The sequence below is a fragment of the Vreelandella sp. ssv genome (assembly GCF_059448525.1).
This window is the reverse complement of sequence record NZ_CM182545.1, coordinates 1,244,965-1,260,140: the sequence shown is the minus strand read 5'-3', so window position 1 is coordinate 1,260,140 and position 15,176 is coordinate 1,244,965. Positions and strand designations below refer to the sequence as shown.

Sequence of the window (15,176 nt, the reverse complement as noted above, 5' to 3'; positions counted from 1 at the left end):
ATCACTCACAGGCGAGAACAACAATATGAAGAGCATGGCTGACTTGGCCCCGGAGCACTTTATTTGGGAAATGAGCGGTGATGTCGCCGTTATTCGGCTGAACCGCCCGGAGCGCAAGAACCCACTGACCTTTGAAAGTTACGCCGAACTGCGCGATACCTTTCGTGACCTGGCCTATGCCTCGGATGTGCACGCGGTGGTGTTCACCTCCAACGGCGAAAACTTCTGCTCCGGCGGCGATGTGCATGAAATCATCGGCCCTCTGGTGGGCAAGGACATGAAGGGGCTGCTCGAATTCACCCGCATGACCGGAGATTTGGTCAAGGCCATGCTGAACTGCGGTAAGCCGATTATTGCTGCTGTCGACGGCATTTGCGTCGGTGCGGGGGCCATTATTGCCATGTCCTCGGATATTCGTTTCGCCACGCCCCGCGCCAGCACGGCGTTTCTGTTTACCCGCGTGGGCCTGGCGGGCTGCGATATGGGCGCCTGCGCGATTCTGCCACGTATTATCGGCCAAGGCAGGGCGGCAGACTTGCTCTACAGCGGCCGCAGCATGAGCGCCGAGGAAGGCTTGCAGTGGGGCTTTTACAACCGCGTGGTCGAACCAGAGTCCCTTGAGGAAGACGCCATTGGCTATGCCACCCGTCTGGCCAATGGGCCAACGTTCGGGCACAGCATTACCAAAACCCAGCTCAACCAGGAGTGGTCGATGAGCCTGGAGCAGGCGATCGAATCGGAAGCCCAGGCCCAGGCGATCTGTATGCAAACCAACGATTTCGAACGCGCCTACCACGCCTTTGTAGCCAAGCAAAAACCTGAGTTCAAGGGGGACTGATGAGCGACAAGCGATTTCTGGAATGGCCCTTTTTCGAGGCCAGACACCGCGAACTTTCCGAGCAGCTCGAAGCGTGGTGCCGCACTGAACTTCCCCGCGACCACAGCGATGTAGATGCAACCTGCATTCAACTGGTAAGCGATTTAGGTAAGGCCGGGTTTCTGGAAGGCACTGCGGGGGAGCATATCGATGTGCGCAGCCTGTGTCTGATCCGTGAAACCCTGGCGCGCCATGATGGACTGGCCGATTTTTCGTTTGCCATGCAAGGGCTGGGCACCGGCGCGATCAGTCTTTATGGCAGCGATGAGCAGAAGCAGTGGCTGGACAAAACCCGCCGCGGCGAAGCGCTCTCGGCGTTTGCCCTGAGCGAACCACGCTCCGGCTCTGATGTAGCCCAACTGGATACCACGGCTGAGCGCGACGGTGAAAGCTACCGCTTAAATGGTGAAAAGACCTGGATCTCCAACGGCGGCATTGCCGATATTTACACGGTCTTCGCCCGCACCGGTGAAGGCCCCGGTGCCAAGGGGCTATCCGCCTTTCTGGTACCCGCCGATACGCCGGGGCTGGAAATTCGCGAACGTCTGGAGTCGGTGGCACCTCACCCGCTGGCTCGGCTGGGCTTCAACGATATGGTGCTGCCTGCAAGCGCCTTGATCGGTAAACCAGGGCAAGGCTTTCGGATTGCCATGTCGGTGTTAGACGTTTTCCGTTCCACGGTCGGCGCGGCGGCCCTTGGCTTCGCCCGGCGGGCACTGGAAGAGTCGCTCTCCCGCAGCCGCTCCCGGGAGCTGTTTGGCGCCACGCTATCCGATCTACAAATGGTGCAGGGCCACTTGGCCGATATGGCGCTCAGTGTGGATGCCGCCGCCCTGCTGGTTTACCGCGCGGCCTGGACGAAAGATCAAGGCGCTGAGCGGGTGACCCGTGAAGCGGCAATGGCAAAACTATTTGCCACCGACCAGGCCCAGCAGGTGATTGACCAGGCGGTGCAGCTACACGGCGGTGATGGCGTACGCAAAGGCCATATCATCGAAAGCCTTTACCGGGAAATCCGTGCGCTGCGTATTTATGAAGGCGCTTCGGACGTACAGAAAATCGTTATCGCCCGCAGCATGCTCGCGGAGGAGTAAACAGCAAAGAGCCGAACAGCAGTCACCAAAACAATAAAACACAACGCCAGACACCGTATCCCTGCCCCAGGGCTATCACAGTTGGAAATGACTTCTTTGTAAATCTCCGGTAACGGGGGAAGAGAGCAGGTTGAAGCGAGGGTCTTTCGCCAGGGATGGCGAAAGTAGCGCCCAAGGAAGGGTTCACAGCGCCCTCGCGGAAACCTGCTCTCGATACCAAAGCGGTGCAGATCACCATCTGAGAAAGACCTGATTCCTATATGGCTCGGGCAGGAATAAACAACGACACCAAATACGGAGGTTGGTCATGTATAGCCAGTCGGCTCATGCTGATACTTTTGCGCGGGATAACCTGCCACCCACTGATTGTCAGCCTGAGTACCTGCTTTCAGGCTGTAATTATCCTGAGCGCCTCAACGCGGGCGTTGAACTCTGTGACCGACTGGTCTCGCTTGGCCACGGCCAGCGCATTGCCCTAGCAGGTAATGGTAGACGCCGTACCTACCAGGAACTCACCGAGTGGACCAACCGCCTTGCCCATGTGCTTGTCGAGGATCTGGGTGTGGTTCCCGGCCAGCGGGTGCTGATCCGCTCGGCGAACAACCCGGCCATGGTGGCCTGCTGGCTGGCCGCCACCAAGGCGGGCGCCGTGGTGGTCAATACCATGCCGATGCTGCGTACCAAAGAGCTCTGCCAGGTGATCGATAAAGCGGAAATCAGCCTCGCCCTCTGCGATACCCGTCTGCTCGATGAGCTCATCGCCTGCCAGGAACACAGCCCCGCTCTCAAGCGTATTGTCGGCTTTGATGGCAGCGCTAACCATGACGCCGAGCTGGATCGGCTTGCGCTCGGCAAGTCCGCCAGCTTCGAAGCGGTAGACACCGCCGCCGACGATGTGGCGCTGCTGGGATTTACCTCAGGCACTACCGGCCCGCCCAAGGCCACCATGCATTTTCATCGCGACCTGCTGGTGATTGCCGACGGCTACGCCAAAGAAGTTTTGCAGGTAACGCCGGAGGATGTCTTCGTCGGCTCTCCCCCGCTGGCCTTCACCTTTGGCCTGGGTGGCCTGGCTATCTTCCCGCTGCGCTTCGGTGCCACCGCCGTGCTGCTCGAACACGCCTCCCCGCCCAACATGATGGATATCATCCGCGAGTATCAGGCCACGGTGGTGTTTACCGCGCCGACGGCCTACCGAGCGATGCTTGCCGCGCCCACGCGCCACGAGGATTTGAGCAGCTTGCGCGTTGCCGTCTCCGCTGGCGAAACGCTGCCCGCGCCGATCTATCATGACTGGATCAAGCAAACCGGCACCCCTATCCTCGATGGCATTGGCGCTACCGAAATGCTGCACATCTTTATCACTAATCGTCTGGACGATCACCGGCCCAGCTGTACCGGCAAGCCGGTGGCCGGTTACGAAGCGCGTATTGTTGATAATGACATGCATGAGGTCCCGCCCGGCACCGTCGGCAAACTGGCCGTTCGCGGCCCTACCGGCTGCCGTTATCTGGCCGACAAGCGCCAGCAAAAGTATGTAAAAGATGGGTGGAATATTACCGGCGATGCGTTTTACCAGGACGAGGAAGGTTACTTCCACTTCGCCGCCCGCAACGACGATATGATTGTCTCTGCAGGCTACAACATCGCAGGCCCCGAGGTGGAAGCGGCCTTGCTGGCTCACCCTGCCGTGAAAGAGTGCGCGGTGATTGGCGCCCCCAGCCAGGAGCGAGGCCAAATTGTCGAGGCTTTTGTTGTTCTAAACGATGGTTTTCAGCAAGATGAAGAATGTCAGCAAATGTTGCAGGACTTCGTGAAGCAGACCATCGCGCCGTACAAGTATACTCGCTCCATACGATTTATCGAGGCACTGCCTAAAACATCGACGGGTAAGGTTCAGCGCTTTCGGCTGAGCCAGGAACATTACCCGAGCGCTGGCGCTCCTGGCATCAATATGAATAGTACCGATATAAATAGCACCGGCATCAGTAGCAACGACACTAACGCATGACCCTCTAAGCAATAAACGATTAAAAAATGAGGAATGATCCATGAAAATGATATCCCGCTTTGGCCTTGGCTTACTGCTTTCCTCCAGCCTGGTGACCGCTCACGCCGATGACGTCAAGATCGGCATGATCACCACGCTTTCAGGCGGTGGCTCCCACCTGGGTGTGGACGTTCGCGACGGTTTCATGCTGGCACTCGAGCAGTCAGGCCGCGACGATATTGAAGTGCTGATCCAGGATGACGCCAGACGCCCTGATTTGGCCCGCAGCTTGTCCAATGAGTTCATGCAGCGCGATGAAGTCGATATCCTGACCGGGATTATTTGGTCGAATCTGGCCATGGCCGTCGTTCCCTCGGTGGTACGTCAAGGCACCTTTTATCTCTCCCCCAATGCCGGTCCTTCCGATCTGGCCGGGCGTATGTGCCACGAGAACTACTTCAACGTAGCGTATCAGAACGACAACCTGCACGGCGCGATGGGCGCCTACATGCGCGAACAGGGGTACGAGCGCCCGATCATCATGGCGCCCAACTACCCAGCGGGCACCGATGCGCTGGCGGGCTTCAAGCATCTTTATGAGGGTGACGTCGTCGGTGAACTCTATACCCAGATGGGCCAGACCGACTATGCAGCAGAAATCGCCCAGATTCGCGACAGCGATGCCGACAGCCTGTTCTTCTTCCTGCCTGGCGGCATGGGTATCTCGTTCATGAAGCAGTGGGAGAGCTCCGGCGTTGACATGCCGATCTTTGGTGCGGCGTTCTCGTTTGATGAGATTCTTATCAAGGCCGTCGGTAGTGCAGCGATTGGCGCTCGCAATACATCGCTGTGGGCCTATGACCTCGAAAATGACGCCAACGCGCGCTTTGTAGAGGGTTTCCAGGCCGCCTACGACCGCATGCCGACGCTTTACGCGGCACAGGGTTACGACACCGCCAACCTGATTCTCAGCGCGCTTGAAACCGCTCACCCCGATGACAAGGACGCCTTCCGCGAAGCGCTGCGGGCCGCTGACTTTGACAGCGTGCGCGGTGAGTTCCGCTTTGGCCCCAACCAGCACCCCATCCAGGACATCTACGTGCGTGAAGTCGTGGAAGGTGACGATGGCGAACCCACCAATCGCCTGATCGGTATCGCCATCGAAGATATCCAGGACGTCTATTACGAACAGTGCCAGATGTAAGCACGCTTCGGCCGGGTGCCTGCACCCGGCCATTTCTCTTCACCTTCGTTAAGGTTATCTAACGTGTCCGTTACCCTGCTAATTGAGCAACTGCTTAACGGCGTTCAGCTCGGCACGATGCTGTTTTTGATGGCCAGCGGCCTCACTCTGGTATTCGGGGTGATGGGGCTGATCAATCTTGCCCACGGCTCTTTTTACATGGTGGGTGCCTACGCCACGGCGGCGGTCGCTGCCTCGACGGGCTCTTTTTTGATCGGCCTGGCGGCGGGTATGACGGCGGCGGCTCTGGTCGGCGCGCTGGTCGAGCTACTGGTCATACGCCGTCTCTATCATCGCCCTCACCTTGACCAGGTATTGGCGACCTTTGCACTGATACTGATTTTCTCAGAAGGCACACGCTGGCTCTTCGGCTCGTCGCCGTTATGGCTGAGCCCGCCCTCCTGGCTTACCGGGTTTGTCACCCTGCCGGGGGATACCCGCTTCCCGATCTATCGGCTAATGCTGATCGGGGTGGGGGTCGCTATTGCGATTGCCCTTTACCTGCTGATTTCCCGCACGCGCTTAGGTATGCGCATTCGGGCAGGCGAAAGCGACCGCGAGATGATTGGTGCGCTGGGGGTCAACATTGCCAAGCTGTATACCGTAGTGTTTGCCCTGGGGGCTGCGCTGGCGGGTCTGGCCGGCGCGTTGGTGGGGGCATTGCAGTCCGTGCAGGTCGGTATGGGTGAGCCGGTGCTGATCCTGGCCTTCGTGGTCATCGTGATCGGCGGGATCGGCTCAATCAAAGGCGCGCTGTTCGGTGCGCTGCTTGTGGGGATTGTGGATACGTTGGGGCGAGTCTATCTGCCGCTCTTCTTCCAGACATTCATGCCGCCTTCCGAAGCCACCGGGGTCGGTTCTTCACTGGCTGCGATGCTGATCTATATCCTCATGGCCATCATCCTCGCGTTCAAGCCCAAGGGACTGTTTTCTGCCCATGACTAATACCACTCCCCTTTCCAAGAACGCTGCGTCAGACACCTTTTCGAATAGCCACTTCGACCGCAAAGGGCTGGTACAGATGACCCTACTCGGCCTGCTATTAGTGCTACCGGTAGTGGCTTATTTCTTAGGCCAAGTTTATTACGTCAACTTGGCCTCGCGGGTCACCATCATTGCCATGGCGGCCGTCGGGCTCAATCTGGCGATTGGCTATGGCGGCATGGTGAGCTTCGGTCATGCGGCCTATTTTGGCCTGGGTGGCTATGTGGCGGGCATCAGCGCCTACCACGCCTTTGATCTGACGCCGTTCATGAGCTGGCCCTTCAGCGTGCCGGGCAGCGATAGTCTACTGGTGGTGTGGCTGTCAGCTGTCGTGTTGTGCGCGCTATTGGCACTGGCGATCGGCGCCATTTCGCTACGCACCACCGGCGTCTACTTCATAATGATCACCCTCGCCTTTGCGCAGATGATCTACTACTTTGCCAACTCCTGGCCCACCTACGGCGGTCAGGATGGGCTGCCTATTTACATACGCAATACCCTGCCACTTGTCGACAGCAGTGATGCGTTGACCTATTTCCTGATCTGCTTCACAGGGCTAGTGCTGGCCATGGCGCTGACTTCGCGGCTGATGAAATCCCGCTTTGGCGCAGCGCTGACCATGGCCCGGCTGAATGACGTACGTCTGGCAACGGCCGGAGTCAGCCCTTACCCCATTCGTCTGGTGGCATTCGTCATCTCGGCGGCCATCACCGGGCTTGCCGGTGCCCTCTATGCAGACCTGAACGGCTTTGTCAGCCCTTCGATGCTTAGTTGGCACTTCTCCGGCGAACTGATGGTCATCGTCATTCTGGGCGGCGTAGGGCGTCTTTATGGCCCGCTGGCCGGGGCGGTGCTGTTTGTGATGATGGAAACCTTCCTGGGTGGCATCACCGAGTATTGGCAGCTCTTTCTGGGATTGGTATTGCTTGGCGTCGTGCTGTTTGCCAAGCACGGCGTGATGGGCTGGCTGGCAGGGAGTGAGCGCAATGAGTGAGGTCGTCCTTTCACTGCAAAAGCTGCATAAACGCTTTGGGGCGCTGCAGGCCACCAGCGATGTGTCGCTGGATCTCAGGCAGGGGGAAATCCACGCCCTGATTGGCCCCAATGGCGCGGGTAAATCAACCCTGATCGGGCAGATTGCCGGTAGCCTGCGCCCCGACGAGGGCCGCGTCTATCTGGCTGACACCGACATCACCGACATGAGCATTGCCCAGCGCGCACGTCTCGGGCTGGGACGGAGTTTTCAGGTGTCATCGCTGGCCGAACCGTTGTCGGTAATGCGCAATGTGATGATGGGCGTTCAAGCGCTGGAGAGTCATAGCTTTCGTTTCTGGAAGCCCGTCGCCCGCGACCGTGACCTGCTAAACCCCGCCTATGCGGCACTGGAACGCATGCAGCTTAGCCACCGAGCCTGGACACCGGTATTCGAGCTTTCCCACGGCGAGCGTCGCCAGGTGGAAGTGGCCTGCGCGCTAGCCCTCAAGCCCCGCGCCCTGCTGCTGGACGAACCCATGGCCGGCTTGGGGCCGGAAGGGTCGGCAAAACTGACCGAGCTGCTTGAGGCGCTAAAGCTGGAAGTGCCCATTCTGCTAATTGAGCACGATATGGAAGCGGTCTTTCGCTTGGCAGATCGCATCTCAGTACTGGTCTCTGGGAGCGTCATCGCCCATGGCGATAGTCACGCGATCAGGCAGGACCCGCGCGTCCGTGAAGCCTACCTGGGAGATTCTGATGCTTAAGGTTGCTGATATCGAGACCTTCTATGGTCCGTCCCAAGCGCTGTTCGGCGTAAGCCTTGACGTTAATGCCGGTGAAATGGTGGCTTTAATGGGGCGCAATGGCATGGGCAAAACCACCACCATTCGGTCTATATTCGGCCTCACCCCGGCCAGCCGCGGCACTATTGAGTTTGAAACTCACAACATACGCCGCTTGCCCTCTTACCGCATCGCCAAGGCAGGGCTTGGCTTGGTGCCAGAGGGTCGTCGCTGCTTTCCCAACTTGTCGGTACGCGAAAACCTGCTGGTCACGGCCCGCCCTGGCGAGTGGACACTAGAGAAGGTGGAAACGCTATTTCCGCGCTTGGAAGAACGCCGCGCGCAAATGGCCAAAACGCTCTCGGGCGGTGAACAGCAAATGCTGGCCATTGGCCGTGCGCTAATGACCAACCCGCGCCTGCTGGTGCTGGATGAAGCGACCGAAGGGCTGGCCCCGGTGATTCGCCAGGAGATCTGGCGGGCGATTCGGCTGCTAAAGGAACAAGGTCAAGCCACGCTGCTGGTGGATAAATCCCTGAGTGAAATCCTGCCTATCGCCGACCGCTGTACCATCTTAGAAAAAGGCTGCACGGTGTGGGATGGAAAACCCGCCATGCTGGATAGCACCATTCGCGACCGATACTTGGGCGTGTAGTTGAGAATAAGAATAGAGGGAAAGCAATGGCGTTTACCACCCAGCGAAAAGTTCGCTTTCAGCACTGCGACCCAGCGGGAATCGTTTTTTATCCGCGCTACTTCGAGATGATTAACTCCGTGGTAGAGGACTGGTTTGATGAGGTTTTGCATCATGACTTTAATCAGTTGCATGTAGAGAGCGGCACCGGGGTACCCACGGCCGCTATCGACACCCAGTTTCATGCGCCTAGCCGGTTGGGCGAGCTGCTAACGTTCGAGTTATGGGTGCAGGCGCTGGGGCGTAGCAGCCTGACCCTGCAGATCACTGCTTATTGCGGTGAACAGAAACGCTTAACGAGTTGTTCCACCTTAGTGTTTATGGATTTAAGTAGCGGTAAGTCTATGCCATGGACCGATGCAATACGCCAGCACATTACCGTCGATAACTTATAAGGATAGCCATCATGAGTGACGCCACCTTTCATCAGCTTCTTCACCCTTCCCATTGGAAACCTGCCATCGGCTACGCCAACGGTGTGCTGGCTTCCGGCCAGACGGTTTTTGTGGGCGGCCAGATCGGCTGGAATGCCGACCAAGTGTTCGAAAGCGACGACTTTGTCGTACAGGTAAACCAGGCGCTGCAGAATATCGTGGCGATATTGAAAGAGGCCAACGCAGGCCCGGAGCATATCGTGCGGCTAACCTGGTATGTGACGGATAAGAAGGAATATTTGGCACGACTTAAAGAGGTGGGCGCTGCCTATCGCGAAGTGCTGGGCAAGCATTTTCCGGCCATGACGATGGTTCAAGTAGCGGGACTTGTGGAAGATCAAGCTAAGGTAGAAATCGAAGCAACGGCGGTTATTCCGGCTGTATAAAATTGCTTACTAAAAGATAACACTGAGCACAAGAACGGAATAGCCTGCAGCGGGGGTCTTTCGCCATGGATGGCGAAAGTAGCGCCCAGGGATGGGTTCACAGCGCCCCCGCGGAAGGCTATTGCGTTCCACTCAGAGCTAAGGCGTGTTCTTATAACCCGTGAAACCCTTTGATCCATTCAACAAAACAACCATTGTTGAGATAGTGCTCAAGAATCGAGAAGTGGTCTACATCGGGAAGTAGCTGCTGAGTCACTGTTTGACCTTGCTGGCTCAAATGCTCGGCATAAGCACTCATCTGCCGTTCGAACTCTTCTGACTCCCCTGCCCCAGCCACCAGCTTGATCGGCGCGTGCACCCGGCACGGCAGCCATAACGGGCTGAACTCCTGCACATCGCGCCCGCTTAGCTGAAGCTTGGGCTGCAGCCACGACCAAGGGAAGGGTCGCAGGTCGTATAAGCCGCTGATACAGAGCGCACCGCGAATCAGTCGGTTAGGTAGCCCGAAAGCACCTTCCCAATCCGTCGACATCAGCATGGCGCATAAATGCCCACCCGCCGAATGGCCCGAAATACTCAGCTGTTCCGGATCAACACCTAACTCATCGGCATGCTTGTAGAGGTAGGCAATCGCGGCCTGACTCTGCCGTACCAGTTCGTTAAAACGTACCTGTGGGCAAAGCGCGTAGTTGACCACTGCCACCGTGATTCCGGCTTTTACCAAGTCATCGACGATAAAACTGAATTCACGATGACTCAGTGAGCGCCAGTAGCCGCCGTGGAAAAACACATGCACGGGAGCCTGAGGATTATCGGCATGAAAAATATCCATGCGCTCATTAATCGTTGGTCCATAAGGCAGTTCGAGCGTTGTGCGGTGGTTAGCTCTTGATGCTTCGCTGCGCTCACGCCACGCCTTTACCAACACCAACGGGTCTCGACCTATCATAGGATCGTAGGCGCGGTCGATCTCTTCTTGAGTCGTGAAGTGTTGATAAAGCATGCCGATCTCCTTATCTCTGCCCCACGGCTAACCCCGGCTTTTAACCAACAGCATCCGTAACGGGGCGATGGCCAGAATGGCAAAACCGATCAGGGTCCAGGCGGGTAGCGAAAGGCCCAGCAGGGAGAAATCGATATTGGCGCACTCACCTGAGCTGGTTAACACCATGGCGATAACATCCCGCATGGGCAGGATATCCATCATGTAATCGAGCCCAGGGCCGCAGGAAGGCACTTCATCGGCAGGCAAGCCTTGTAGCCATACATGACGACCGGCGATAAAGGCACCGGTGCCTACCGCCGCCAGCGCCAGCAGCCCGTAAATAACCTTGCCGACCCGCCCGGCCGGGCTGTGGATGGCGGCAATGGCAAACACAATGCCCGCAGTGATTACTGCAACACGCTGAAAGATGCAAAGCGGGCAGGGCTCAAAGCCACCGATGTGCTCAAGTCCCAGGGCTACCGCCATCATTAAAACGCAGAAGGCTAGCCCAGCCAGGGCAACTGAACGAAAGGAGTACAGGATCATTTTTCAACCTCAGATGGCAGCGCCGATAGCGCGCGGGACTCACGCGCTTTAGTGAAGTAAGCCTGCAAGAACTCTTCAAAAGTCTCTTTATCAGCGGCTTCGATATCGTGCTGCTGCTGGTGTGAGGTTTCAATCAGTTGGGCAAGCAACGCTTCACGACTGCGCTGCATCGGTGCGGCTTTTAACTTTTCGGCCTGCTCTTTGGCTAGGCTGAGCATTAAATCACTCAGTGAACCGCCGTTCGCTTGAAGCCGTTCGAGCACCTGTGCAGACGGCGTTAGCGAAGGGTCCGCAAGGCGTGGTTCTAAATTTGCCAGTGCATCAGCATGAGGGCTCCCCTCCTCGACCGCATCCAGCAAGCGGGCAACTTCGTACATTTCTGCAAAAATCTGCTCGCCCCACTCACGTACCGAGGTAGTTTCACCATGGTTGATTAACGTGAGTTCAGGGTCACGGCCGCGCTCGACTACCCAGCGGCGGTTGTCGTCTAAGCGGTCACACTCTTCGTCGGAGATCCACGGGCTATCGCTAAGCAGGCACCACATCAAAAAGGTATCCACAAAGCGCATTTGGTCTTCAGTGACACCAAGGGGGTCGAAGGGATTTAAATCCAAACAGCGTACTTCGATGTATTCCACGCCGCGGGCTTCGAGGGCCTGGCTGGGGGTTTCGTTGTGCTTGGCGACTCGTTTGGGACGGATATCGCTGTAGTATTCATTTTCAATCTGCAGAATGTTGGCGTTTAGCTGCCGCCATTCGCCATCGACATTAACGCCCATTTTTTCGTAGTCAGGCCACGGCGAAGAAATCGCGTGACGCAGGGTATTAACGTAGTTAGAGAGCGAGTTAAAACAAATTTTAAGCTGCGACTGTACTTTATTTTGATACCCCAAATCGGACATCCGCAGGGTCGTCGCGTAAGGGGCGAAGTAAGTGTCGTCGCTCAGCGACTGAAGCTTTTCGGGCACCTTACCTTCAGGCAAAAAGCTTTTATCAATCGCCGGAGATGCGCCGAAAAGATACAGAAGCAACCAGCTATGCCGGCGGAAGTGACGAATCATGCCGAAATAGCGGGTGGAGCGGTAATCGTTGAACGGGATATTGGTGGCTTTTTCCATTTCGCGCAGGGCGTGCCACATATCATCCGGCAGCGATACGTTGTAGTGAACGCCAGCAATCGCTTGCATGATGCGGCCGTAGCGCATGTCTAGTCCTTTGCGGTAAACATGCTTCATAGTGCCTACATTGGAGCTGCCGTAGTCGGCAATCGGCACGCTGTCATTACCTGATAGCCGTGAAGGCATGCTGCCGGGCCAGATCCACTCGTTTTCCAAGTGATGGTAGGTAAAGGTATGCAGGTCAGATAAAAAACACAGCGCTTCACCCGGCTGAGAGTAAACCGGCGTGATGTACTCAAGCAGTGACTCAGAGTAATCAGTGGTGATATGCGGGTGGGTTAACTTGGAGCCCAGCGCGTACGGGTGCGGCGTTTGTGCAATGTGACCATGGGTATCAACCCGTAGCCCCTCTTTTTCAAGCCCACGACGCAGGCGGCCCAACCGACCAAGGCGCGCACTGGGAATCAGGCGCTCGACTTGCGCGGTCAGCGCGGATGGCACAGTGAGTGGTTCAGGCAAGGTGAACACTCCTTGTCAGTAAAGCCCGCTGTGAGCGGGCCTTGGTGTAGTCAGGTGGCATCGCCATCATCGCTGTTTCAAAAATAGAAAACAGGATATGGCGGCAACCATGCTTATTTCAAGACACGTTCGCTTTCAAAGCGCGCGACTATTTGCCGCCACGCGCTTTTAACAACGCGGCGCCCAACGCGCCCATGGGCTCTGGCGCATCAGTTGGCTTAGCGCTGTTACGCTGGCCACGAGACGGCTTGCGGGTCGTATTATGCTGATTGGTAGGCGAGCCACTGCTCTTATCAGCACCGCTCTCTGCCTCCGGCTGGTCATCCAGCCGCATCGATAGCCCTACCCGCTTGCGGGGAATATCGATGCTCATCACTTTAACTGTCACAATATCCCCCGCCTTGACCACGCTGCGCGGGTCGTCGATAAAGCGGTCAGACAGTGCTGAGATATGCACCAGGCCATCCTGATGGACACCAATATCCACGAAAGCACCAAAGTGTGTCACGTTGGTGACCGTGCCTTCGAGCACCATCGAGGGTTTAAGATCGTTAAGGGTTTCGACCCCTTCGCGGAACTCGGCGGCTTTAAACTCCGGGCGCGGATCGCGGCCCGGCTTATCCAGCTCTTTCAAGATATCGTTCACCGTGGGCACACCAAAGCGCTCATCGGCAAAGTCGGCAGGCTTTAACGCTTTTAGCGCAGCGCTGTCACCGATTAAACCGCGAACTTCACGGCCGCTCTGCTTGGCGATCCGTTCTACCAATGGGTAGGCCTCAGGGTGAACGGCGCTGGCATCCAGGGGGTTGTCGGCATTGTGAATACGCAGGAAACCCGCACACTGCTCGAAGGTTTTGGCGCCTAAACGGCTGACTTCTAAAAGCTCTTTACGGCTTTTGAAGGCACCTTTGGCATTACGCTGAGCAACGATATTTTCGGCCAGCGCAGCACTTAACCCAGCCACACGTGAAAGCAGTGCGCTCGAAGCAGTGTTCAAATCGACGCCTACAGCGTTAACACAGTCTTCAATCACGACTTCCAGGCTACGTGATAACTGTACCTGGGAAACATCATGCTGATACTGACCCACACCGATGGATTTGGGTTCGATTTTAACCAGCTCGGCCAGCGGGTCTTGGAGACGACGGCCGATGGAGACAGCGCCACGAACGGTAACATCGAGATCTGGCATTTCTCGGGAAGCATACTCAGAAGCTGAGTAAACCGATGCCCCCGCCTCGGAGACCATCACTTTACTTAAGCGATATTCAGGCGCCAGTGCTTTAAGCAACTCGCCTGCCAGCTTATCGGTTTCACGGCTGGCGGTGCCATTACCCACTGCAATGAGTTGAACGCTGTGCTGTTTCGCTAACTTAGCTAGCACGCTGAGAGACTCGTCCCAACGATTTTGCGGCGCGTGCGGGTAGATGGTGGTGTGATCGACAAACTGCCCAGTGGCATCGATCACCGCGACCTTGCAGCCGGTGCGCTGACCTGGGTCGATAGCAAGAGTGACTTTTTGCCCCGCAGGTGCTGCCAGCAACAGGTCTTTCAGGTTGGCCGCAAACACTTCAATCGCCGTCAGTTCAGCCTGTTCGCGTAGGCGGCCCAGCAGTTCGGTCTCCAGGGCGGTGTAGAGTTTCACGCGCCAAGTCCAGCGCACCACTTCGGCTAACCATTTATCCGCCGCACGGCCCTGGTCGCTAATACCAAACTGCTTGGCAATCGCTAACTGGGCAGGATGAATAGGGGCGTCGTCTTCACCGGGTAAACGGATCGACAGGCTCAATACGCCTTCGTTGCGCGCACGGAACATTGCCAAAGCGCGGTGAGAAGGCGCTTTGGCCAATTTTTCATCGTGCTCGAAGTAGTCGGAGAACTTAGCGCCCTCCTGCTGTTTACCCTCCAGCACACGAGCGCTGAGTTCGCCCTCTTGCCACAGTCGTTCACGCAGTTGGCCGATCAGTTCAGGGTCTTCGGCGAAGCGCTCCATCAGAATCTGCTTGGCGCCATCCAGGGCGGCCTTGGCATCTTCAATGGCGGGGATATCGCCCTCGGCAGGGCGTAGATATTTTTCCGCTTCGCTGTCAGGGCTAAGCGTTGGGTCGGCAAGCAGCGCATCGGCTAGGGGCTCAAGTCCGGCTTCCCGAGCAATCTGAGCTTTGGTGCGGCGCTTTTTCTTAAACGGTAGGTACAAATCTTCCAGTCGCTGCTTTGTTTCAGCAGCTTCAATGCTCGCTTTTAGCGGGCCGTCCAACTTGCCTTGCTCATCAATGGCGGCAAGCACCGCGGCACGACGCTCTTCCAACTCGCGCAGGTAGCGCAGGCGTTCATCTAACTGGCGCAGTTGAATATCGTCCAGCGCGCCGGTGACTTCTTTACGGTAGCGGGCGATGAATGGCACGGTGGCACCGCCATCCAGCAGTTCCACCGTGGCGGATACTTGCTCGGGACGAACGCCTAGCTCAGTCGCTAGGCGGGAAATAATACGCTGATTGACATCCATAAATTGCAACTAACTCATGCAGCATTTTTAAGTGCCAACAAGG

General features: G+C 57.1%; 14 protein-coding genes. 10 read left to right on the top strand and 4 right to left on the bottom strand.

The window, feature by feature from the left end; genetic code table 11:
* Positions 1-25 precede the first annotated feature (25 nt).
* The 10 genes from AC5TBW_RS05850 (at position 26) to AC5TBW_RS05805 (ending at position 9,459) form a co-directional block, all read left to right on the top strand.
* On the top strand, positions 26-838 hold the full coding sequence (locus tag AC5TBW_RS05850; RefSeq protein ID WP_495511158.1) for an enoyl-CoA hydratase family protein: 813 nt from the start codon (positions 26-28) through the stop codon (positions 836-838).
* Positions 838-1,971 carry an acyl-CoA dehydrogenase family protein gene (locus AC5TBW_RS05845; protein ID WP_495511157.1) on the top strand — a complete coding sequence of 378 codons (1,134 nt, stop codon included), beginning with the start codon at positions 838-840 and terminating at the stop codon, positions 1,969-1,971. Before AC5TBW_RS05850 ends, AC5TBW_RS05845 begins: the two co-directional genes overlap by 1 nt.
* A gap of 307 nt (positions 1,972-2,278) precedes the next feature.
* Positions 2,279-3,982, top strand: a complete 1,704-nt coding sequence (locus AC5TBW_RS05840) for an AMP-binding protein (RefSeq protein WP_495511156.1) — start codon at positions 2,279-2,281, stop codon at positions 3,980-3,982.
* Between the two features lie 40 nt (positions 3,983-4,022).
* On the top strand, positions 4,023-5,165 hold the full coding sequence (locus AC5TBW_RS05835; RefSeq protein ID WP_495511155.1) for an ABC transporter substrate-binding protein: 1,143 nt from the start codon (positions 4,023-4,025) through the stop codon (positions 5,163-5,165).
* 63 nt (positions 5,166-5,228) lie between these two features.
* Positions 5,229-6,149, top strand: a complete 921-nt coding sequence (locus AC5TBW_RS05830; protein WP_495511154.1) for a branched-chain amino acid ABC transporter permease — start codon at positions 5,229-5,231, stop codon at positions 6,147-6,149.
* Positions 6,142-7,182 (top strand): branched-chain amino acid ABC transporter permease, encoded by a 1,041-nt coding sequence (locus tag AC5TBW_RS05825; protein ID WP_495511153.1) that lies wholly within the window; start codon positions 6,142-6,144, stop codon positions 7,180-7,182. Before AC5TBW_RS05830 ends, AC5TBW_RS05825 begins: the two co-directional genes overlap by 8 nt.
* Positions 7,175-7,927 (top strand): ABC transporter ATP-binding protein, encoded by a 753-nt coding sequence (locus AC5TBW_RS05820; protein WP_495511152.1) that lies wholly within the window; start codon positions 7,175-7,177, stop codon positions 7,925-7,927. The genes AC5TBW_RS05825 and AC5TBW_RS05820 overlap by 8 nt, the downstream gene beginning before the upstream one ends.
* Entirely contained in the window at positions 7,920-8,600 is a 681-nt protein-coding gene (locus AC5TBW_RS05815) for an ABC transporter ATP-binding protein (protein WP_495511151.1), read from the top strand. The genes AC5TBW_RS05820 and AC5TBW_RS05815 overlap by 8 nt, the downstream gene beginning before the upstream one ends.
* Before the next feature lie 26 nt (positions 8,601-8,626).
* Positions 8,627-9,034: an acyl-CoA thioesterase gene (locus AC5TBW_RS05810; RefSeq protein WP_495511150.1), complete on the top strand. Its 408-nt coding sequence runs from the start codon at positions 8,627-8,629 to the stop codon at positions 9,032-9,034.
* 11 nt (positions 9,035-9,045) lie between these two features.
* Positions 9,046-9,459, top strand: coding sequence for a RidA family protein (locus tag AC5TBW_RS05805; RefSeq protein WP_495511149.1), 414 nt, complete (start codon positions 9,046-9,048; stop codon positions 9,457-9,459).
* A 151-nt stretch (positions 9,460-9,610) separates the two neighbouring features.
* Here the strand turns inward: AC5TBW_RS05805 and AC5TBW_RS05800 are convergent, their stop codons facing one another.
* From AC5TBW_RS05800 to AC5TBW_RS05785, 4 genes are all read right to left on the bottom strand, one after another.
* Complete coding sequence (locus AC5TBW_RS05800) at positions 9,611-10,462, bottom strand: alpha/beta hydrolase (RefSeq protein ID WP_495511148.1); 852 nt, start codon at positions 10,460-10,462, stop codon at positions 9,611-9,613.
* A gap of 27 nt (positions 10,463-10,489) precedes the next feature.
* Positions 10,490-10,990, bottom strand: coding sequence for a disulfide bond formation protein B (locus AC5TBW_RS05795; RefSeq protein ID WP_495511147.1), 501 nt, complete (start codon positions 10,988-10,990; stop codon positions 10,490-10,492).
* Complete coding sequence (gene gshA / locus AC5TBW_RS05790) at positions 10,987-12,627, bottom strand: glutamate--cysteine ligase (protein WP_495511146.1); 1,641 nt, start codon at positions 12,625-12,627, stop codon at positions 10,987-10,989. The genes AC5TBW_RS05795 and gshA overlap by 4 nt, the downstream gene beginning before the upstream one ends.
* A gap of 148 nt (positions 12,628-12,775) precedes the next feature.
* Positions 12,776-15,133 (bottom strand): Tex family protein, encoded by a 2,358-nt coding sequence (locus AC5TBW_RS05785; RefSeq protein ID WP_495511145.1) that lies wholly within the window; start codon positions 15,131-15,133, stop codon positions 12,776-12,778.
* Positions 15,134-15,176: the final 43 nt, after the last annotated feature.